The sequence below is a fragment of the Spirosoma aerolatum genome (genome assembly GCF_002056795.1).
Lineage (GTDB): Bacteria > Bacteroidota > Bacteroidia > Cytophagales > Spirosomataceae > Spirosoma > Spirosoma aerolatum.
On record NZ_CP020104.1, the window covers coordinates 236,347 to 258,181 of the forward strand.

19 protein-coding genes are annotated in these 21,835 nt (G+C 47.9%); 8 read left to right on the forward strand and 11 right to left on the reverse strand.

The features are described from left to right. Window positions 1-20 precede the first annotated feature (20 nt). From B5M13_RS00940 to B5M13_RS34500, 3 genes are read left to right on the forward strand one after another with little or no spacing between them, the layout of a single operon-like run. The gene (locus B5M13_RS00940) at window positions 21-311 is read left to right on the forward strand and encodes a circadian clock KaiB family protein (RefSeq protein WP_080053878.1); all 291 of its coding nucleotides are present in this window, start codon (window positions 21-23) and stop codon (window positions 309-311) included. Between the two features lie 7 nt (window positions 312-318). Beyond that, the gene (locus B5M13_RS00945) at window positions 319-636 is read left to right on the forward strand and encodes a circadian clock KaiB family protein (RefSeq protein WP_080053879.1); all 318 of its coding nucleotides are present in this window, start codon (window positions 319-321) and stop codon (window positions 634-636) included. Continuing rightward, window positions 636-1,952 carry a sensor histidine kinase gene (locus B5M13_RS34500; protein ID WP_080053880.1) on the forward strand — a complete coding sequence of 439 codons (1,317 nt, stop codon included), beginning with the start codon at window positions 636-638 and terminating at the stop codon, window positions 1,950-1,952. Before B5M13_RS00945 ends, B5M13_RS34500 begins: the two co-directional genes overlap by 1 nt. A gap of 334 nt (window positions 1,953-2,286) precedes the next feature. Here the strand turns inward: B5M13_RS34500 and B5M13_RS00955 are convergent, their stop codons facing one another. From B5M13_RS00955 to B5M13_RS00965, 3 genes are all read right to left on the reverse strand, one after another. Further along, entirely contained in the window at window positions 2,287-2,676 is a 390-nt protein-coding gene (locus tag B5M13_RS00955; RefSeq protein WP_155297154.1) for a hypothetical protein, read from the reverse strand. A 318-nt stretch (window positions 2,677-2,994) separates the two neighbouring features. Next, window positions 2,995-3,888, reverse strand: a complete 894-nt coding sequence (locus B5M13_RS00960) for a porin family protein (protein WP_080053882.1) — start codon at window positions 3,886-3,888, stop codon at window positions 2,995-2,997. A gap of 199 nt (window positions 3,889-4,087) precedes the next feature. Next, window positions 4,088-4,402, reverse strand: coding sequence for a hypothetical protein (locus B5M13_RS00965; RefSeq protein ID WP_245859650.1), 315 nt, complete (start codon window positions 4,400-4,402; stop codon window positions 4,088-4,090). A 432-nt stretch (window positions 4,403-4,834) separates the two neighbouring features. Here B5M13_RS00965 and B5M13_RS00970 point away from each other — a divergent pair, with 432 nt between their 5' ends. Both B5M13_RS00970 and B5M13_RS00975 read left to right on the forward strand, forming a co-directional pair. After that, window positions 4,835-7,252: a TonB-dependent receptor gene (locus B5M13_RS00970; protein WP_080053883.1), complete on the forward strand. Its 2,418-nt coding sequence runs from the start codon at window positions 4,835-4,837 to the stop codon at window positions 7,250-7,252. A gap of 36 nt (window positions 7,253-7,288) precedes the next feature. Next, entirely contained in the window at window positions 7,289-8,173 is an 885-nt protein-coding gene (locus B5M13_RS00975) for a DUF4249 domain-containing protein (protein WP_080053884.1), read from the forward strand. A gap of 90 nt (window positions 8,174-8,263) precedes the next feature. Here the strand turns inward: B5M13_RS00975 and B5M13_RS00980 are convergent, their stop codons facing one another. From B5M13_RS00980 to B5M13_RS00990, 3 genes are all read right to left on the reverse strand, one after another. After that, entirely contained in the window at window positions 8,264-11,686 is a 3,423-nt protein-coding gene (locus tag B5M13_RS00980) for a HEAT repeat domain-containing protein (protein ID WP_080053885.1), read from the reverse strand. A gap of 249 nt (window positions 11,687-11,935) precedes the next feature. After that, window positions 11,936-12,223 (reverse strand): TIGR03643 family protein, encoded by a 288-nt coding sequence (locus tag B5M13_RS00985; protein WP_080053886.1) that lies wholly within the window; start codon window positions 12,221-12,223, stop codon window positions 11,936-11,938. Window positions 12,224-12,319: 96 nt separating this feature from the next. Further along, on the reverse strand, window positions 12,320-13,084 hold the full coding sequence (locus B5M13_RS00990) for a hypothetical protein (protein ID WP_080053887.1): 765 nt from the start codon (window positions 13,082-13,084) through the stop codon (window positions 12,320-12,322). A 164-nt stretch (window positions 13,085-13,248) separates the two neighbouring features. Here B5M13_RS00990 and B5M13_RS00995 point away from each other — a divergent pair, with 164 nt between their 5' ends. Next, window positions 13,249-14,133, forward strand: a complete 885-nt coding sequence (locus B5M13_RS00995; RefSeq protein ID WP_080053888.1) for a DUF808 domain-containing protein — start codon at window positions 13,249-13,251, stop codon at window positions 14,131-14,133. Window positions 14,134-14,272: 139 nt separating this feature from the next. Here B5M13_RS00995 and B5M13_RS01000 read toward each other — a convergent pair whose 3' ends face one another. The 5 genes from B5M13_RS01000 to B5M13_RS01020 form a co-directional block, all read right to left on the reverse strand. Further along, window positions 14,273-15,898 (reverse strand): carboxylesterase/lipase family protein, encoded by a 1,626-nt coding sequence (locus tag B5M13_RS01000; RefSeq protein ID WP_080053889.1) that lies wholly within the window; start codon window positions 15,896-15,898, stop codon window positions 14,273-14,275. Window positions 15,899-16,096: 198 nt separating this feature from the next. Next, window positions 16,097-17,638, reverse strand: coding sequence for a carboxylesterase/lipase family protein (locus B5M13_RS01005; RefSeq protein ID WP_080053890.1), 1,542 nt, complete (start codon window positions 17,636-17,638; stop codon window positions 16,097-16,099). A gap of 19 nt (window positions 17,639-17,657) precedes the next feature. Beyond that, window positions 17,658-18,542: an alpha/beta hydrolase gene (locus tag B5M13_RS01010; protein ID WP_080053891.1), complete on the reverse strand. Its 885-nt coding sequence runs from the start codon at window positions 18,540-18,542 to the stop codon at window positions 17,658-17,660. An 11-nt stretch (window positions 18,543-18,553) separates the two neighbouring features. Beyond that, complete coding sequence (locus tag B5M13_RS01015; RefSeq protein WP_080053892.1) at window positions 18,554-19,423, reverse strand: alpha/beta hydrolase; 870 nt, start codon at window positions 19,421-19,423, stop codon at window positions 18,554-18,556. Window positions 19,424-19,438: 15 nt separating this feature from the next. Next, on the reverse strand, window positions 19,439-20,314 hold the full coding sequence (locus tag B5M13_RS01020; RefSeq protein ID WP_245859651.1) for an alpha/beta hydrolase: 876 nt from the start codon (window positions 20,312-20,314) through the stop codon (window positions 19,439-19,441). A 138-nt stretch (window positions 20,315-20,452) separates the two neighbouring features. Here B5M13_RS01020 and B5M13_RS01025 point away from each other — a divergent pair, with 138 nt between their 5' ends. Next, window positions 20,453-21,184 carry an NUDIX hydrolase gene (locus B5M13_RS01025; RefSeq protein WP_080053894.1) on the forward strand — a complete coding sequence of 244 codons (732 nt, stop codon included), beginning with the start codon at window positions 20,453-20,455 and terminating at the stop codon, window positions 21,182-21,184. 288 nt (window positions 21,185-21,472) lie between these two features. Next, window positions 21,473-21,628, forward strand: coding sequence for a hypothetical protein (locus tag B5M13_RS33215; RefSeq protein WP_179950476.1), 156 nt, complete (start codon window positions 21,473-21,475; stop codon window positions 21,626-21,628). The last annotated feature ends 207 nt before the right edge of the window (window positions 21,629-21,835 follow it).

Genomic DNA, 21,835 nt, shown 5'->3' on the forward strand with positions numbered 1-21,835 from the left:
CCTTTAGTCTTACTTAATGAATGGATCAGCCAGAAGATGTTTGGGAATTACGGCTCTATGTAGCCGGCAAAACGGCTAAATCAGTAACAGCCCTGAACAATTTGAAGAAATACTGCGAAGAACATTTGCCGGGGAAGTATGTTATTGAAGTAATCGATCTGTTAGTGCAACCACAGCTAGCTGCTGGCGATCAGATTCTGGCCGTACCTACACTGGTAAAAAAAGTGCCTGAGCCTATCCGAAAGATTATTGGAGACTTATCCAATGAAGAGAAAGTGCTGGTGGGTTTAGATATTCGCTCGGCGAAGTAAGAAGGCTATGAGTGAACCATCAGAGGCTGCTGATCTTGAGTTGGAGGATCGCAATGATACGTATCAACTACGTTTGTTTGTCGCTGGCGCATCGAGCCATTCCGTTCGGGCCATTGCCAATATCAAACGCATTTGCGATACGCACCTGACAGGCCGATACTCGCTGGAAATAATTGATGTTTATCAGCAAAAACAGTTGGCCGAATCGGTACAATTGATTGCGTTGCCTTTATTGATCAAACAGGCTCCCTTGCCAGAACGCCGGTTCGTCGGTGATTTGTCTGATGCAGCTAAGGTAATCAAAGGATTAGGTATTATCAGTTGATGAATCCACCCAAAACATACGAGCAATTAGTTGCGGAAAATGATCTGTTGCGTATCCAGCTAGAAGAAGCGATGGAAACGATTCTGGCAATTCGTACGGGGCAGATCGATGCATTGGTGGTGGAAGGCAGTCAGGGACATGAACTCTACACGCTGAAAACCGCTGATCAGACATACCGGGTGTTCATCGAAACCATGCACGAAGGTGCTGTAACGCTCGACAGGCAGGGACTCATTCTCTATAGTAATTCTACCTTTGCGGCTATGGTCGGCCAGCCGCTCTCCAGCGTGATCGGGATTCCGTTTATCAACTGCATTGCTCCCGATTATCTGTCCATGTACAACGATTTTTTTGAGCAGAGCTGGCAAAATTCCACGAAGCAGGAAATGAGTTTGAAGCAGGGCGACAGTGACAGCGAACTTATTTGCTTCGTATCTGCCACGCCCCTGGTGCTGGATGAGGGTCCTTGCCTGAGCCTGATTCTGACCGACCTGACGCTCCAGAAACAAATGCAGGCTCAGCTAAAAATCAGTAATCAGCAACTGGTCAATCTGAATGCAACGCTGGTGTTGGCCAACCAGTCGCTGAATCGATTGAATCTGAACCTTAAACAGTTTACTTACATCGCCAGCCACGACTTGCAGGAACCTTTGCGTAAAGTGCAGCAATTTGGCGATCTGTTGAAAGAGCATTATAGCAGCCAGCTAGGCGATGGGGTAAATTATCTGGATCGGATGCAGTTGGCGGCAAGTCGAATGTCGACGCTGATTAAGGATCTGCTCAGTTATTCGCGTATTTCCACCAAACCAGAAGCCCTCCAGCCCGTTTCGCTTAACGAAGTAGTTAATCTGGCGTTGACTGATCTGGAGTTACGCATCCAGGAAACCAATGCCCGGATTGAGGTAGGTTCGCTGCCGATGGTTGTGGGCGATGCTTCTCAACTGGGGCAGTTATTTATGAATTTGTTGAGCAACGCCTTAAAATTTCGTCAGCCCGATGATGCGGCTGTTCCGCCCTTAATCCGTTTGGAGGCCAGCCGAATAGCGACTACCGATTTGCCCGCTTCCATAACCCCTACTGGTGTGGCTCAGGCATATTACCGCATTGATGTTTTAGACAATGGTATCGGTTTTGACGAAAAATACCTGGACCGCATCTTTCAGGTATTCCAGCGATTGCATGGCCGAAATGAATTTTCTGGAACTGGAATCGGATTGGCGATTTGTGAAAAGGTAGTGACCAATCATGGAGGAGCCATTACGGCAAGTAGCCAGGTAGGGCAGGGATCGGTATTTAGTGTGTACTTACCAGCCTGAACCATAAAATTAGAAAGGGCTATATATGGTTTGAGTACTCCTTTTGCCGTTTGATGATGCTATCTTTAAGCCTGTACCGAAGACTGGTTTATCAACAAATAAGCCCCACCGATGTTGATGAGGCTTACTAAGTTAGGTTGGCATTTCGGAAAGCACCTTTGAGTAACTTTCAATCAACAGTACGTGATTGAAGTTCAAAGAGTTGCGTCGATTATAAATTACAGTGAAAATTGATACTACCTGAAGTAGGTTAGCACCATAAGGCATGAATAGCTCTGCTTGTTGGTAGGTATACAAGCATGCGGTTCACTAAGTCTGAAAAGGTCCGGCTGGCCTACAACTCCCGACTGATTCGTTCGTTGTATAAATCGAGTTCGGTATCGGTGATGGCGGTTGAGTTGTGCTCTAATTCCATTAACGCGGCCCATTGTCGATCGCTTGTTGCTGCTGCAAAGGCTTCGAATCGGAGTTCGGTGGCAAGCCAACTTGTTGGAGATGGTTTATCGTCGGCTAGAGCAATCGCTACCAGCGAATCATAAATATCCCGGGCCTGAGCCTCGCACGATACCGACGACCAAAGGCTGGTGTAAGCATTACAAACTTCATCTAATTGGTCTGCACTGGCATTCCAGAAGCAGATAAGTGGCTGGCTGATACAGGCGTAAATTCGGATGGAATTCTGGCTCAGAAGCATATGGGCATGATTGTAATACGTATACTTCACGAATCATGCCAAACCGTATAAAACGATCTTATGTAAATACTATATATATATATTTATTGGCTTAATCTATTTGGAAGGTTATTCAGATATAAGATTAAATATGGTTAGGTAATGCATTGTTTATTAGAATTTTAGCTTGTTGAACGAATAAAAAAACGCTGACCCTAGCAGAATCAGCGTTTTGAACTATATGTCTACTTTACTACACTATTGTTAAAACTTTGTAATTGTTAATATTAAGGACAATAATCATACCAATCAGTAACATTATCGTATTGACTATCTGGCTGTTATGGTATTAGCAACACGGTTGATTGATTAGCGGCCACCCAGTGGGAATAAATAACCTACAGATAGCATCGCGTTTTGTGGCTTTGTCGTGCTACCATCTTCATGGTCGGCCATCAGATAATTATAACGTCCCTCAAGGAGTACTTTGCCAGTACCTGCCTGTATTGCAACGCCAACACCACCAGCTACGCCGTAAGAGAACCGTCCCTGGTCGCTCATATCAATGGCCTGCGATTCGCTCTGACCACCCTCCCGAACCGATATAGCTCCGCTTAGTACATACGTACCAACTGGCCCTGCATTGACAAAAAACCGCAGGTTAGGTTGGCCAAAGGCTACTTTCAATAACACAGGTACTTCTACCAGATTATATTTCAATTGCAGATAATCAGAGCCTAAAGCAAAACGGACGCCATACTGGCTGAACAGCACTTCTGGCTGCACTGAAAAGGTTGGGCCTCCAATATTGAACACAACTCCGCCGTGGAATCCCATAACACGCGCTAACTGTACGCCCTGGCCTACAGCTGTAGGGTCGGCTCCGCCTATTGTGCTCGAATTGCCGCCAAACCGTAAGCCTACATGAAAATTACTCTGGCGAGTGTAAGCTGGACGTGCAGGCGCAGCCGCAGCCGTTTCCTGATGACTGGTTACAGGTTGGGCAGAAGCCGGTCTAACTGGCTCTGAATACGTTGACTGAACAACAACCGGGGCTGTCGTTTCGGTAGTTGCCGGAGCAGGCGTTGCTTTTGAAGCGGTAATAGGTTTCTTCTCCGTCGGTGCGACTGTATGCATACCGTTTGGTCGGGTAGCTGTAGTCCGGGAAGCGGAGGCAACCGGCTTACGCACGGCTGGTTTCGGTTGTGCTGACAGACTGAGGGGCAGGATAGCCAGAGCGATTATCCAGAAATGATTCTTCATCGTTCATTCGTTTTCGTTGTTTTCGATTCGAAATTAGATGATGCTCCCAGATCGCGTACTTACGTCTCAGGTGAAGTGGTATTTTGACTGGTTCAACTGATTAAAAAGGTGATTGGACCAGCAAGAGGTTTGCAGCCAATAGGTTGAAGTATCCACTTAAGTAGCTGAAGAAGAAAGAGCAGAGTCTGTTAATAAGGTCTCATTTATTCAGAAGGCGGGTTTTCTCTAGGATAAGTCGGGTCAAAACGCCAGTACAAAGGCCAGCAAACGCACCTACGGCCCCCCAGCCAATATCTTCAAAGCTAAAGAATCGTGTTGGAATTAATAGCTGACCGGCCTCGGCTATTACTACTACAGCGACCAAAATAAGCCAGATCATAAACCAGCGGTAGATAGGTCGGGGATGAGACGTTGGTAATATGCCGCCGGTGAAGCCCATAAAAACGAAGGGCACGGCTGTTCGCAGGTTGCCATTGGCATGGTCATCGGTCCAGCGAGTCAACCAGGCGGGCATGAACCAAAGATGCCTAAAGTCATAATTGGGCTGCCAGCTTAAATATAGAACGAACACAACCCCTAGAAAGAGTAATAAATAAAGTATACGCATACGTGCTGGCATATGGAATAAATTAGCTGGTATGACCAAGCTTTGAGTTTACGAGTTTTCGGTGATTTGGCCAAAGCGCTGAAAAAGAAGCGAAAAATAGGCAATGTTCATAATTATCAATATAGGTAACTTTTTTGTTGACCTTTACTTGATAAAGTATATTGTAAGTTACGAATATTGTAAAAGTTCAAAATACGTATAAATTAAAATAGTCAATTATTTTTCATGTAGATACTGTTAATTATGTGACAATTTGCAAAAAGCATGGTCAAAGGTATATAGTAGAGAATAGTAAAACTACTTATATGGTTTATCTGCTTTTTGACGACTTGTACTTAAATGTTTCGTTTAATCTCAATTCTATTTGTATACCTATACAGCCTCTCTGTAACTGCCGAGCCAGCTTACCGACGTATATCAGGCTACGTTTTTGATCAGCAAACGGGAACTCCACTGGCGGGTGTAAATGTATATGTAGCTGATAATAAGGCAGGTACTGTAACTAATTCTGAAGGCCACTTCGCTATGTCGGTTGCAGCCGAGTCGATTGTATCCCTTACTTTCTCGTCGGTTGGCTTTGTGCCGAAAATCCAGACCATCCTACCTAAACAACAGGCAGAGATTACTGTATTTTTGACCTATGGGCAGCAGTTAGCTGAGCAGGTTGTTAAAGCTACTTCTGGTTCATCGATCAGCAATAATCCACAGATGAGCGCCATCAGTCTTTCGATGGAGCAACTTGGAAAAGTACCAGCATTGCTTGGCGAGAAAGACGTCATGAAATTACTGCAATTAATGCCTGGTGTACAAAAAGGCTCTGAAGGGAATGCCGGACTTTATGTTCGTGGTGGGGCTCCTGACCAAAACCTGATTTTGCTAGACAATGCACCTATTTATAATCCAAACCACTTGCTCGGCTTCTTTTCGGCCTTTAATGGCGATGCTTTAAAATGTGTTGATATGACCAAAGGTGGGTTTCCGGCACGATTTGGTGGACGGTTGTCATCGGTAATTGAATTAACCACAAAAGACGGGCAGACGGATCGCTTTCGTGGGGAGGCTTCTGCAGGGTTAGTAGCCTCAAGATTGACCCTAAGTGCGCCAATCGGTAAGTATGCATCATTTATGGTGGCTGGACGACGTACGTACTTAGATCTGCTTACGGGCCTTTTAGGCCAAAATACGGCGGATCAACCTGTGCTTAAAACGGCTTTCTTTGATCTCAATGCCAAGTTGACCATCCATGCTGGACCGGCCGATAAGGTATATATTAGTGGCTACACCAGTCAGGATAAGTTTACAAATGGCTCGGCCTTACAATCGAACCTACGCTGGACGAATGGAGCCGGAAGTATCCGCTGGAATCATCAGGGCCGCAAAGGAACGGTATCCGATCTGTCGCTGATCTACAGTCGCTACCAGATGGGTGTGCAGGACCAGAAAGCGCTGGAGCAAAGTAGCCAGAACACCTTTTATACGCTTAATTATCAGTCGTCCATTCAGGATGTCGGCCTTAAGTATGACCGTACGCATTATCTGAATGCGACTCACCAGATTCGTTTTGGAGGACAGCTTACCCACCATACATTCAATCCACAAGCTTATGTGAGCCTGAATGTAAACGAGCTGCCTAATCAGACTTCTGACCAGATGGTTACCGCAGCGGAAGCCGGAGCCTATATTGAACATAGCTGGAGTCCGGCCAATAAGTGGCGCTTTACCAGCGGCCTTCGACTTAGCGCTTATTCCGTTTTGGGCGGTTCAAGTACGACCGCAGAAACCAAAACGCGTCCCGACTCGTCAGCAACTGCGGTGTACATACGCCCTGAGCCTCGGTTGTCGATTGCCTACCGGGTTACGCCTTCGTTCTCGATCAAAGGATCGTATGCCCTGATGAATCAGTACCTGCATCTGCTATCCAGTACGGGTGTAGGTCTTTCTACCGATCTATGGGTACCAACGGTTAAGTCGATCAAGCCGCAGCAGTCGCAGCAGGTCGCGTTGGGTATGGCGAAAGATTTTTCGCAGTCGGGTCTGTCGTTGACGATTGAGGGCTACTACAAGAAAATGAGCAACCTGCTCAGCTATCGGGAGGGGGCCAGCTTTCTGTCGGCTGATGCACAGGGTAATGTCAATTCTGCGAAGTGGGTCGATAATGTAACCAGTGGTCAGGGGCGATCCTATGGAGCCGAAATTCTGCTTCAGAAGCAGGCAGGCCGGCTATCAGGCTGGATTGGCTATACACTTTCATGGACTGACTGGCAATTTGCTGAACTGAACGGAGGTAAGACATTTCATCCGCGTTATGACCGACGGCACGATGCCTCTATAGTAGGAATGTATGAACTAACGCCTGCTATCACTCTGTCGGCTAGCTGGGTATATGGTACCGGCAATTCGCTGACATTGCCCTTGTCCCGTTTTTCAGGATACTATGATCAGAAAGCGGTTGGGAGTCCGATTACTTCAAATGCCCTGTACGGATCTGGTTCGAATGTAAAGGAATATGGGGAACGGAATAGTTTTCAGTCCGAAGCTTACCATCGTCTTGATCTAAGTGCGCGTTTCACAAAAAAACGTGCTCGTACCGAGCGGGTGTGGGAGATAAGTGTCTATAATGCCTATAATCGGCACAATCCGTTTTTGTATTCGCTGGAAGGCAAAGCTCAGGAAAAAGGCCTCCCCTCAAAAACTGTTTTATATAAATATTCGCTCTTTCCGGCAATCCCCTCGTTAAGCTACACGATCCGGTTTTGATAAACACGTCAGCAACCAGTTAACCTCATTGTACTCATGATTTCTTTTATCAGGAAATGGCTATGGCTGTTTCTGTCAATTGCCTTATTTTCCTGTAATTCGATGCGTGAAGAGGTTGTGCCCCAAGAGCTATCCTCGCAGTCGACCAAATTGGTTGTTGACTGTTTTATTTCTCCGCAGGATTCTTTGCTAACGGCAAAAGTGAGTCGCTCACGCCCAATTCTGGACGATCAGTCGGCAAAAACAGTCGATATCTCTAATGCGACCGTTCTCCTGTCGGACGGAAGCAACTCCGTAAAACTGGTTTATAATGCACAACAGGGGATTTATAGTATAAAAGCCCAAAAACTGGTTATCCGGGAGGGGGGAACATATACATTAACGGTTTCGACACCCGATGGCAAACAGGTACTGGCCACAACAACGGTTCCCAAAGCGGTAGCTCTTAAATCGATACAGATTGACTCATCGCTTCAGGCTGGCGCTGTACAGAAAGATTTCCGGCTAATTGGGAACTGGCAGGCTGGGGCCGACACCTATTTCCGGGTGAAAGGTTCATTCCGGGGCATTCGCTATGGGGCTCCTGTCAATGCATCGTACGAGAGTCCTCAAATAATCCCCTTTCTGATGGCGACCAATTCCTTAGGTTTGGTCGAATGCCCGGCTAAAGCAGCAAGCTTACTGGCTTCTGCATCATTGGGAGATGGATCATTTAAAAAGCTGTATCGTTCTACCCAGATTACTATGAATTTACTCCATGTCGATGCGGCTTATTATGCCTATCATGTAAGGCTGGATCAGCAGTTACAGGCGAATAGTAATCCATTTGCTGAACCAGTTACGATTCCAACCAATATTCAGGGAGGACTTGGGTGTTTCGGTAGCTACAGCCAGACGGCGTTATCTATCATGATTAAATAGAAAGCTAGAAAACAGAACGCTGATTTTTATGATACTTATGATCTGTATTAATCATAAGTATCATAAAAATCAGCGTTCCATGTATTCAGGTTAATTCGTCTTTAGCGTTGCCAGAAAGCTCACGACATCCCGGATTTCCCGCTTGGTGAGCAGGTATTTCATATCGGGCATGCTCGATGGTGCATAGGTAGTTTTAGCGATCCTGTCTTTCTTGATTGTCAGATCAGGTTCATCCCCACTCTTCAGTACCAGTTCCGAATCGGTTTCTTTCTGTACAATGCCACTGAGCGTTTTGCCGTCCTTCAGTTCAATGGTAGCCGTGCCGAAGCCTGGAGCCAGCCGCGCACTTGGATTGACAACCGCTTCGAGTAACTGCTCCCGCGTCAGGCGACTAGCTACCCCATTGAGCCGGGGGCCGGCATTCCCACCCAGATCATCGTACGAATGGCAGCGGATACACTGAGCCGTTTGATGTCGGAAGAATATCCGCCGTCCTTTATCGGGTTCACCACCGTATAAACTACCTTGGTACGAGGCTAAAATAGCATCAGGCGATAGCTTTGCCATAATTGCTTTATGCTGTGCAATGAGTTGGGGCGATTTGGTTTCGGCAATGGCTTCTTCCAGTTCCAGACTCAGATCGACCGGAAGCTTGCCAGATGATAAGTCCGCTAACAGTTGATCGAAAATTGGTTTTGTATTGGCAACGGGTAATTTGCCCAGCGTTACCAGCGCAGCCTGTTTCTCTTCGGTCGAGTGCGTTTGCAGAACATCCTTCAATTGGGCTACCATTTGCTCTTTAGGCATGCTCGTTTTACCAATGAGATCCAGGGCCGCAACGCGTACCCGTTTGTCCTTATCGGCCAGAGCCGTTTCGATAGCGGTGCCGATTTGTTTATCGTTCAGAGCTGCCAGTGCCCGAAGAGCCTCCTCGCGAATCTCAGCATCACCGTCGTTTTTCAAACGATCCAATAGCACCGGACTTGCCGTGTTTAACGATAATTTGCTGATAGCCCGAATAGCGCTTTTACGAATAGGAGCGGCTGAATTCGTGGCCATTGCGGTGTATAAACTCGCTGATTGGGTCTTCAAAACAGACAGATCACGGGTTATTGGGCCTCTATAGCGACCATCGACTCGGTCGAGCAGCGATGGTTTTGCCCAGGTGCTCAAAGCATCCATAGCTTCGGCACGTAAGGCAACAGGGTTTCCTTCGCCATTGGCATAACCAATCAGGTTCTGCATGGCATCGGCCGTTCCGACTCGCAGATTAGCGTTAATAGCCCGGCGAATAAGTGGTTCGTTGGAGAACTTCGTTTTGGTCAGTACGTTACCCAATGCCGGTAGTGCCTGCGGAATCGATAGATCGTCATTGATACCACGCGCGGCTTCAGTTACGACAAATTCATCGCTGTCGTTCAGGAAGTTGGCGATGCCCGGATTCTGCATTCGGCGTAGGGCTACGACGGCCGCAATACGAACCGCTTTCGACGGATGACTCGACAAAGCAATGATTGGTTCGGCCTTACCGATACGGGCCAGCGCCAGACTACCCGCATGGCGGATGTAGGTGTCTTCGTCTTTGTTGGCTTCGAGCAGTGAAATCAACGGTTGGATGGCTGGTGCATAAGCAATTCGTCCTAGAGCTTCGGCGGCAAAGAAACGTGTACGTGCATTCTCATCGTTCAGCATTGGAACCAGTGCCGAACCTGCGGCTGCGTAGCGAATGTCACCCAGCCAGCGAGCAGCCTGCGCCCGAATTTCGGCATCCTCATCTTTCAGGTACGGCATCAGTCGTTGGGCATATTTGGCATCTTTACGCGCCAGTTGGCTTATGCCCCAAATGCTATGTACCCGCGCCAGTTGATGGTCTTTTTGCTGAAGCATTTGCCCGAAGGCTGTAGCCCCGGCTTCGCCCCGCTTTACAAGTTCAAACTGAGCTTTCTGCCGAACACGCATATCGGCATTTTTGAGGTAGCCACTCAATTCATTTACCGGGGTTTTGCTGAAATTCTGCGCCAGTAATCGTTTGGTCAACGCTCGCTCAGCCCAGTTGGCACCATCTTTATCGTCGAGTTTCCAGATACGCCCGTAATCTTTGGTATCCCAGCCGTTGATCCAGTCGGCAACGTACATGGCACCATCCGGGCCAAAATCGAGCCCGGTAGCCAGTACATTCCCCAGAATTTTCTTCGACTTATCCAGTTCGAACGAAGCCCCTTTGGGTTTGAGCGTAAACGAGTGAACACCCGATGCCGCTGGGTTGCCCACAAATTCAGCAATGAAAAACGTGTTTTTATACTTTGGGCTCAACGCCGTGCCGGGATTATAAAGCATACCCGCCGGACCGCTCACAAAGTTGGCCAGTGGAGGAAGGATGTAAGCCGCCTGCCCGTTGAAACGGGGTTTAAACATCTGCTCGTCCATCCATACCTTGTAGGTATTGTTCAACGGATCGCGGTATTTGCCGTATTGCCAGTTGCTGCGCCAGCCCGTATCTGAGCCGTTGACGATGTAGACTAACCGTTCCTTTTCACCGGGATGGTCGCCATCGTTGTCTTCACTAATTAGGTTGCCGTATTCGTCGAATACAAACTCATGGGTGTTCCGAACGCCATAAGCAAAGACTTCAAAATCGCTGCCATCCGGGTTCGATCGTACAACGACACCACTGTTAGGATGCGACCATTTTTTACCATCGGGACCAACCCCATTGAACCCAATATCGCCAATCTGCCAGTAGATACGCCCATCGGGACCCATTTCTACGCCCGACAGGCCGTGGCCGCTGAATCCGATATGAACGCCATAGCCGTGTGAGATCGATTTTTTCTCATCGGCAATTCCATCGCCGTTCTTATCACGAAGCCGCCAGAGGTCGGGGGCTACGGTTACGTACAGATCGTTGCCATCCGACAAAACGCCACCCATCACATCCGTTGTTTCGTCGTGGAAATCGTTCACAACCATTTTCGACAGGTCGGCCACGCCGTCGCCGTTGGTATCTTCGAGCCGGAACACCTGCTCACGTTCTACGGTCATATCGCGCCAGTCGTGCGAACCATCGCCGTTTACGTCCTTAAGCCATTCGTTTTTCTTACTATTGGCTGGGGATAGAACCTGATGCAGAAATGCTCGTTTGTCCTCAACTGTCTGGAGCCGGTTCGATTCAATTTCCCAATCCTGATGCCCCCGGATATCGAATTCCGAATTTTTCTGCCGATTAGTTCGGGTGTAATACAGCCGCCCAAAATCGTCGATGTCGATACCAATGGGATCGGATACCAGTGAGTCGACGCCCCAAAGCTTTAGTGTAAGCCCGTCGGCCAGTTGCGGCTTAACCAGGGCTTCAACGGCGTGGGCCATTTCAGCCGCTTTGGCCGGAGCCAGCTTTTTAATGCGTTGGGTAATCGGATCGTCCATGAATCCGGTAAGACCTAGCCAGGTCGTTAGCCCAACGGCGGCCACTGGAAGCAGCGATTGCCGGAGCGAAAAACGGGTTATATTTTTCATGCAAAGGATCGGTGCGTCAGGCAGATTAAATGAGCCAGAGTCAGGTTGTTTACGCATTCCTGACGACCAATTGAAAAAGTGAATTTGGGTTTGTTTTTAACTTTCCGTAAGGGCAAAACTTTTGGAAAGCTGTTATCGATATCTAAACTTACGTCACGGTTTATTTATCAACCCTATGATGTATGTACCCCAATTGAGGAGGTAAGTCGAAGGCTACAGGGTTTTTCAAGTTTAATTCTGCCTGGTTACTTATCGTTTACTGATTCGATTGTGCGTTATAGAGCGCTGTTGATCAGACTTGAAGCGTTCACCAACGCCTGCCGACAAAGCCGCGTGTTTGGTGGACCGCCCCTGCACGCGAGCCCGCCACCGACGCCAGGAAGCGGGTGTCAAATGTTCGCGCAATAATTTGATGACTGCTGACTCTGGTAAACCAAACTGGGCCTCTATTGCGTCAAAAGGAGTGCGATCTTCCCAGGCCATTTCAATCAATCGATCCAGGTCGTTTTCACTCAGTTCATGCGATTGCGGTTTCATGTGCGTGTAATTCAGTTAACAAACGATAGAGTACTCTACCGGCAGGTCAATTGTATATCTGGCAACGCAGTTGCCAGATAAGAAGTCTCAAATTGCCTAAAGCGTTAGTAATAAGCCCACCGACGCATAGTTGATCCAGGTAAAATTATACACTTCATCAACGTCTGCTCCGCCTTCGACCACGCGATAACCTGCCTTTATGCCAACTGTTCGATTAATGGCATAAGCGCTACCCAAAAAAATATCTTCTGCCCGGCCAAAGCGCGAGCCTAGTGCATCGCCTTCCAACCACAGGCGCCAATGCTCATCTGGCTTGTATACAACGTTGACATTAATAAGGGGTACAAATCCCAGATTAGGAAAATTTGTACGGACCGACTCGTTGGCAAACTGGACGTTCGCATCACGAATTTTGGCGGTTAGGCCCACGCCTGCCTGCCATTTCTCGCGATTGATAAATTCATAGCGATACGTCAGGCGGTAGGAGTTGAACGTATAATCAACATGTAGCGGTCGGTTGGCGGAAAAAAGCTGGTTGTTGAAATTTACATCCTGGCTTAATTCCCCGTTATAGTGCACGGTCAGGGGAGCGTATAACAGCGACAAGGTATGCCGATTCGCTATTGTATAACTCAGTCGGGCCCTATAGAATACCGTTGGTTTTGCTGTTAGGTTGTCAGGCAGATTGACGTAAGTTCCACCCTGATTAGGAATTCTGATTTCATTGTAAGGAGTTCCCAAAACCAATCCTGATTCCAGATCGATCCGTAGTTGGGCCTGAGTTGAGTGTCCTGCAAGAAATAGTAGACTGGTGCAGAGCCCAATTAAAATGACCTCAGGAAAATGTATTTTTCTTTGCATTATTCCTAAACGATCTTGCCAACAAATGGTTTTCCTCTAAACGCTTAGTAGATTGTGCCCGGCCTATCCGAAAAAAAGCTGGCTTACTGTAAATAAACGTCAGCGACTGGGCGATTTCTCCAGCATCACCATTCAGACCGATTCAGTTAACGTAATTAAGAACAATGGCATCTGGCATTTTTGCAGTTTTAGATGATATAGCCGCTTTAATGGACGACATGGCTTTAGCTACAAAAGTAGCAACGCGAAAGACGGCGGGCATACTGGGAGACGATCTGGCTGTCAATGCGGAAAAGGCTACAGGATTCGTGGCAGACAGAGAGTTACCTATACTCTGGGCCATTACTAAAGGTTCTCTACTCAATAAGCTCATTATTGTTCCGATTGCGCTACTCCTGAACGCCTTCTTTCCGGTTGCCATTCCTATCGTTCTATTGCTGGGCGGCTGTTATCTGGCCTACGAGGGAGCCGAGAAAATACTAGAATCCATTAGTAAATCGAAAAAGAGTGTCCATCCTGCAACAACGGAAGGCGCTCAGCAACAGTCGGCCGCCGATAATGAAAAAACCAAAGTAAAAGCCGCTATTACCACCGACTTCATTCTGTCGGTTGAAATTGTCATTATTGCCTTGGGATCAGTAACCGATCAGCCATCACTAATTCAGATTATGACGGTATCGGCAGTGGCCTTGCTCGCTACGGTTGGGGTGTATGGTCTGGTAGCCCTCCTCGTCCGAATGGATGATGCCGGACGCCAGTTGATCAGTTGGTCGGATGATAAAGGAATCTTGAGTAAGCTTGGTCATGGGCTGGTCGGAGCACTGCCTATTGTCATCAGGCTCTTAAGTGTGGTAGGTACCATTGCCCTTTTGCTGGTATCCGGTGGAATATTTGTGCATAACCTACACTTCCTGCATACGTTGTTGCCTAGTCTTCCTGCGTTCGTAAAGGAATTTGGTATTGGGCTAATTGTTGGGTTGTTGATTGTCGGTCTTCTTACCCTGTTTAAGTTGATTACCCGGCCTTCTAAAACGCAAACAGCTCATTAGGGCGATCAAAATCACACGGCTACTATGTATGGTGCATTTGCGTTAAGCATACCAGAGCAAGAACTATTCATAAAATACAGCGGTGGAGCAAACTCGGCTGTTTAATCGCGAATTTGCTCCACCGTTATCAATTATAGACCTACATCGACTTGCCGCTTGCAATTTCCAGCAGTTCTTTGTCGGGGTGATTTTTCACCTGGCAGGTATTATCAAACAGCATTGTAGCGCCGTTTTGGGCATTATACTGCGGCCAGTTGGGTAAGCTTTTATTGTTTGGATTTCCAGTGCGGGCGAAGGCGATCCAGGCGTTGCTCATTTTATCGGCCAGCGCGTAGGCATCTTTGCCACCGCCGGTCATCTCTTCGCAACGGGCAATGTTGTTGAACGCAAACGGAATTTCCATGCAGTGCATTGATTTATATAGTCCATCGTTTACGGGCGAATTCCAGGTGAAGAGGTACATATATACCGGAGCGGCACCTGCAACGGCTTTCTGGTTTGCCTGCCGGATAACACCCGCCCGGAAATTGATGTCGATGTTGATGTAATCGGCGGGGCTGGAGGTTTCAGGATAGGCTTTTTTTACGGCTGCCATGTAGGCATCAGTTTTGTCGCCAATTCGTTTCTGCATGGCTGCTTTGGCCGCTTCCATATCGGTTACGCGGTTGCCCGGATTGAAAGGGCCAAACTCGGTTTTGGTGGAACCAACCAGCAATGGGACGTTTTTAGCCAACTCCATCGCTGCGGGTTCCGAAATCTGATAGGGGAGGAAATTGCCGTCGTGGATCGGTCCCCAGCCCAGGCCAAAACCGCCTTGATTTTGCCCTTTCAAACTTTCATTTACTTTGCGTAGGGCGCGTTTTCCGGCAGCGTTCAGGCGCTCGTAGGAGATTTTTTGCAGCGAATCGACCTGGTTAGGTTGAAAATGCAATTCTTCCAGCAACGCAGCACTGACTTTTCGGGCCAGATCGCTTTCGGTGAAGCTGGTTAGGTAGCTACCACTCTGTACAATGGCTTTGTGGAACAACCCTTTTGCCGAAGGCGCATTCATCAGGCTTGTGACTTTGCCGCCACCTCCCGACTGACCGAAAATGGTTACGTTGTTCGGATCGCCACCAAACTGGGCAATGTTTTCTTTCACCCATTGCAGCGACGCGACCAGATCCATCAGGCCAGCGTTGGGCGAATTTTTGTATTTCTCACCATAGGCCGACAAATCGAGGAAACCCAGAATGTTCAGCCGGTGATTGATCGTTACTACCACCACGTCGCCCTTTTTCGACAGATTTTCCCCATCGTAGGAGGGCAGCTCAACCGACGAGCCCGCCGTGAATCCGCCCCCGTGAAACCATACCATTACCGGACGTTTCTTCGCTTCGGTCAGTTGGGGTGTCCAGACGTTCAGACTCAGGCAATTTTCGTTGGTGTAGCCCCAGTCGTGGTGAAATGGAAACTCGATTTCGTCGTAGGTAGATGTGGTTGGGTCCATTGGGCAAACCGGGCCGTAGGTCATCGACGAGCGCACACCTGTCCACGAATCGGGTTTAGAGGGGCCCATGAATCGCTCGGCTTTGGCATACGGAATGCCCTTAAACGTAAATGTGCCGTTGTGAATATAGCCACGTACTTTACCGGATGCCGTAGGCGCCACGGCGATGTCTTTACCAGCCATGATTGGCGTGGGCGCTGCTTTTGGGGCTTGCGCTACGGTTAGCAACGGAAGGCTCAGCGCTGCTAACGCGAATAGAATTGTGTTGGTTTTCATTGGAGTTTGGGTACTTGTAGGTTGGTTAATTGTTTGATTTTCAATAGAGAGTTGGCCTGACATTGTCATTCCGACGATAGGAGGAATCTCAAACGTGACTATTACTCAGGCTTGAGATTCCTCCTATCGTCGGAATGACAATGCCACAACTCAATCTACAGCGAGGTTCGTGCTTTCGGGAGCTTGTTTATTGATGAATTATCGCTTGCTAATGGTCGAAAACAGAAAGTCGAGGGCTGGTCCGTCGGGTAGTTGTGCAGCCACAGTTTTATCGCCAAAGACCATAACCTGTTTTTCTTTTATTGAATAGGAAGGCCACTGCGGAAGCCCTTTGCCATTTGGGTTGCCCGTTTTGATGAAATTGGCAATAAAGCCTGACATATTTCGGGCCAGTTCACTATCGGTCGGTTCTAGTGGACGGAGCTTACGGTCGATGAATTTTAAGTTGTCGTAGATGTAGGCAACTTCTCCGGTATGGAAGGCACCATAGCGGGCATATTCGCCCGTTGCCGGAATCTTTCGCATAAATCGGTAAACGTAAACGGGCTTCCCCTGTTTGCTGGCAATGTTGGCCCAGGTGTAGTTCTGCGCCCCAAAAATCATGTCTCTGGAGATTTTCATCTGTGAACTGGCCGCTTCCGCATCGGTTCCGCCCGGATAGTATTTCAGAAACTGCTCTGCTTTATCACCATATTGTTGCTCAATCTGCTTTCGATAGGCTTCTGCATTTTTCGGCGGTCCAAACGACATGCCTTCGTCTTCGTTCCAGCCTGTTAGCAAGGCCACATTGTTTTCTTTACCAGCCGCAAAAATGGCCGGAATGGACGCTGGCAATACATAACCGTCGATGATTGGGCCGCGACCCTGGGCTTTTTTCAGGATTTCTTCAGCTGGTTTGGCGCGCAACTCTGCCAATGAGGATGCCCCCAATGCCTGAGCCATTTTCAGACCAGCTTCTTCGCCCTGTTGAAGCGTTGGGTGAGGGTTTGCAAAGCTGGCTCCACTTTCGGCAATGGCTTTTGTGAACAACCCTTTTGCGAGTGGCGTGGCTACCATGCAGTTGACACTCATGGACCCGGCCGACTGTCCGGCAAGGGTTACATTATTCGGATCGCCCCCAAATTGAGCGATGTTTTTCCGGACCCACTGCAAAGCCGCTACCTGGTCCATCAGCCCATAATTGCCCGATGCCTGATGCGGAGATTCTTTCGTCAGTTCAGGGTGGGCAAAGAAACCAAATGGCCCAACGCGGTAGTTGGCACTGACGAAAATGATGCCTTTTTTAGCCGTGGCCTCACCGTCGTAAATAGCACAGCCAGCACCACCGCTGTTAAATCCTCCGCCATAGATCCAGACCAGCACAGGCCGTTTTTCGCTAGACGATTTAGCCCCCGACCATACATTTAGATATAGGCAATCTTCACTGATCGGCTCTTTCGGAATCAGGAATTCAGCACTCCACGGCCCAAACGGATTGGGCGTACCCTGCATTGGACTTGGGCCAAAGGCATCGCACTTACGAACGCCCGACCAGGGTTTTACGGGCTGGGGTGCTTTCCAGCGTAGGTCACCAACGGGTGGTGCGGCAAACGGAATGCCCCGAAAAATATGGATATCGCCATCCTGATTGAGTGTCCCGGAAATCATACCGCCTTCTACCTTCACCGTATCGAAATCCTTTGTAGCAATAGTAAAGGCGACTGGTAAAGCCAGACAGAGTAAAAAGAGAGTCGTTTTCATATAATAAATCTGCGTTCTATCATGGAATAGCAACCTGATTCGCTTTGAGGACTTTACTGAAAAACAATACCTGATAGGGTAGGGCATTCTCCCAGTACTCCCAGGTATGGGCACCGGGCCGTTCGGTATAATCGTGTGGTGTTTTGTTTTCCATAAGTTGACGGTGTAAATCCCGGTTGCCCACAATCAGAAAATCATCCACACCAATATCGAAAATGAGTGGTAACCCATTTTTCTTGAGCTGATCAGCCAGTGTAACCATCGTGTAGCCCGGATAAGGTGTGTCGCCTTCCTTCGGTGGGCCCAGTAACTTGGCAAAGTTTTCGGAGCGAGACTTAGCAAAATCAGCTTCAACTTTCCAGGTAGCCGTATTAATGTTCATGACCCCGCTCATGCTACCCGCAGCCGAATACAGATCAGGGTGGCGGCTGGATATGAACATGGCTCCGTGGCCACCCATGCTTAGGCCCGCAATAACCCGACCTTTGCGGTCGCGGATGGTGCGGTAGGTATTGTCGATCCGGTCGATCAGCTCTTTGGAAATGAAGGTCTCGAACTGGCTGGTTTTGACGAGTGGGCTATCGAAATAGTAGCTGCCAGGGTCGCCATCGGGTGTAACAATGATTAGGTTGTACTGGTCAGCTAGCCTTTGTAATAGTTCTTTATCTGCCGGTTTGGTTAGCCAGTCGCGAAAACTGCCTTTACCCCCATGAAGCAGGTAAAGTACTGGAAAAGGTGTTGTATCGCGTTTCTTTGCGTGTATGTACCGTTCTGGTAGTACGACGGCTGCCCGAAGAGTTCGGTTCATGCTGGCGCTGGGAACATCCAAGGTATCGACCCTGGCGGCTCGAACCTGCATAGCCAGAAGGCAACCCAATGCGCTGATAAGAATTTTATTGTACATGATAGGTTGGCTTATGGAGCTATCGATCCGTTTGCTTTCAATGCATTGCTGAAAAACAAGACGTGATTGGGTAATGAATTTTGCCAGTAGTCCCAACTATGGCCACCTGGGCGTTCGCTATAATCGTGGGGTGTCTGATTGAAAACCAGCCTTCGGTGAAGTTCCCGATTTGGCTCAATCAGGAAATCATCAACACCACAATCAACAATTAATTTCTGATTATTGGCTTTTAGTTTGTCGGCCAGGTTAATGACCGAGAAAGCCGCGTAGGTTTGCGGCACCTGCTCAATAGGCCCTAGTATTTTCTCGAATTCCAGTTTAATACCATTCATCATATCTGGGGGAAGTTTCCAGCTTTGCATATCGGGGTTGAGGGCGCCACTCATGCTACCGGCTGCACAGTAAAGGTCTGGATGACGGGCAGCCAGCAAAAGCGACCCGTAGCCCCCCATACTCAGGCCCGTAATGACCCGGCCTTTGCGGTCGCGGATGGTTCGATAGGTATTATCGATCTTGCCAATTACCTCTTTAGTCAGATAGGTTTCGAACTGGCTGTCTTTTCGAACCGGGCTATCCAGATAGTAACTGAAAACTTCCCCTTCCGGCATCGCAATGATGAGGTTATATTGATCGGCTAATCGCTGAATCAGATTCTTATCGGGCGTTTTGGTGAGCCAATCATTGAAATGACCATATCCGCCATGAAGCAGGTAAAGCACTGGATAATTCGCCTTGCTTTTCGCGTAGCTTTCGGGCAATACGACTACCGCCCGCATGGACTTTTGCATAACAGCACTCGGCACATCCAGCGAATCGACTTTAGCCGCCCAGGCAGACAATGTTGCAAAAAGGCTAAGGCCGAAAAGAAGCGTTTTGATCATATGTTTCCGTGAAATTTACTGAGCTATTGTGCCATTCGCTTTCAAAACCTTCTGAAAAAACAGCAGATGATAAGGGAGCGAGTTTTGCCAGTACTCCCAGGTATGGCCGCCCGGATGCTCGGTATAATCGTGCTCTACTTTGCTGTAGACCAATCGACGGTGCAGTTCACGGTTTGGCTCGATCAAAAAATCATCGACACCACAGTCAATAATAATCTTCTGACCATTGGCTTTGATTTTATCGGTCATGTAAACGACTGAATTGGCTGCGTACTGGTCGGGTGTTGCCCCCAGCGGGCCTAAAATCCGGGTGAATCCTTCTTCTACCCGTTTCTCGAAAGTTGGATCGATGCGCCATGTTTTGTAATTCAGATCGACAGCACCACTCATGCTACCAGCCGCACAATATAATTCAGGGTGGCGCGTAGCTAAATACAATGCCCCATGTCCGCCCATACTCAGACCCGAAATGACCCGTCCTTTGCTATCGCGGATGGTTCGGTAGGTATTGTCAATTTTGCCGATTACTTCTTTGGTCAGGTAGGTTTCAAACAGGTTGTCTTTCTGGGTCGGACTGTCCAGATAACCACTGAGTCGATCACCTTCCGGCATTACAATAATGAGGTTATACTGATCGGCCAGTTTGTGGATCAGCATTTTGTCGGGCGTTTGCTTGAGCCAGTCGCTAAACTGCCCACCTCCGCCATGCAATAGGTACAGAACTGGATACGGAGTTTTACTCTTCGCATATGATTCGGGAAGCACAACGGCTGCCCGCATGGCCCGATTCATAGCTGTGCTTGGTACCTCCAGCGTATCGACTTTAGCGCTGAAAGCCAGCCCTGGTAAGGCGAGTAGACTAAGATAAATGAAGAAATGAATTACGCGCATGGACATCATTTGATAGGACACATGGGTTCAATTTGAACAGGCTTTGAGGTAGGCTCGCAAATAATAGTATCTTTATGTCAAAAGTACGCAAAGATGGATTACATCAGCAGAGTAACTGTATTTTTGTTGTAAAATTTTATGATCGATTATAACCATCCGGCGTTTCAGTATTATCAGAATGTATCGGAACAATGCATTCATTACCTGTCGATCGATGGGGTCATCTTTGGGTTTCACCAGAACCAGCTCAAGGTTTTGCTGTTACGTTGGAAAGGTACGGATGAGTGGAGCCTGCCGGGAGGCTTCATTCTGAAAGCGGAATCGGTCGATCTGGCTGCTCAGCGAATCATTCGCGAACGGACGGGTCTGCAGACACTTTATCTGCAACAGTTTCATGTGTTTGGCGAAACGATTCGGTATGATCAGGAGGAAACCTGGCGGAAAATAAATTTACCCGTTCAGGGCATCAACTGGTCAGAACGGACTATCTCTATCGGCTATTATGCCCTGGTTGAATACGCTGAGGTTGTTCCTACTCCCGACTTTCTGACCGAAGAATGCCGCTGGTGGAGTTTGGAGGCCATTCCGAATTTACTTTTTGACCACAACCATATTGTTGACGTGGCCTTGCAGTCGTTACGAAAAAATGTAAGCGATCAACCCATTGGTCATCTATTGCCCGAAACATTTACTATTCCCGAACTCCAACGGTTGTACGAAACTATTCTGGGACATTCATTGGACGCCCGAAATTTTTACAAGAAAATTATGGCGCAGGACAATCTGGAACGCCTTGCCGAACGACGAGCCGGAACCCCGCATAAGGCACCATATCTATATCGGTTTAAGCTGTCACCTTCTGGTGTATAACCACATTCATTCCTACGCCTGAGCGCTCATCTATACGGTTCATTGACGGGTTTTCCAATTCAGCCAATTCCTGTATGGCTCACCCACTTTTTGAGGTAATTTTTGTGTCATCGACTAGGGTTTAGTTTAATACATAGAATCAGCTAGTTATCAATAAACGTATATAGATAGCGTTAGCGATGAGAATTGCTCGACTCGAACTGGAAACGAATCAATTAGGTGCTAAAGATCAATTCTATTCCCAGCAATTGGGGGTACGGGCTGACTCAGTTTTCTAAAAGTAAATCAATGCCTGATTTCTCTGCTATTGGTAATGATTATGGTTTGCTCATTCTGGCTAAAACAGGACGACTGTGGCAGTTTACCGACCGTAAGGCGATGCCGTCTCGCTGGCGTATGGAATTTATCGACTCAAACGGAAATCTCATATGGATTAAGTCTTAGGTTAAATGATAATTTAACTGTTTGATAGTTAGACGGTTGTCTTTTTATTTGGTGAGTAATTGATAATTTTCTTAACGTAGCTGATAGTTACATACTATTTTCCCTTATCCGCTTATGGATAAAAATAACCTTTCGTCTGAATAGACGACTATTTGGCTTTAGGGTCTTGTCTTTTGGCTAAAAAACGGTTCTCAACCAGTCAGTTTA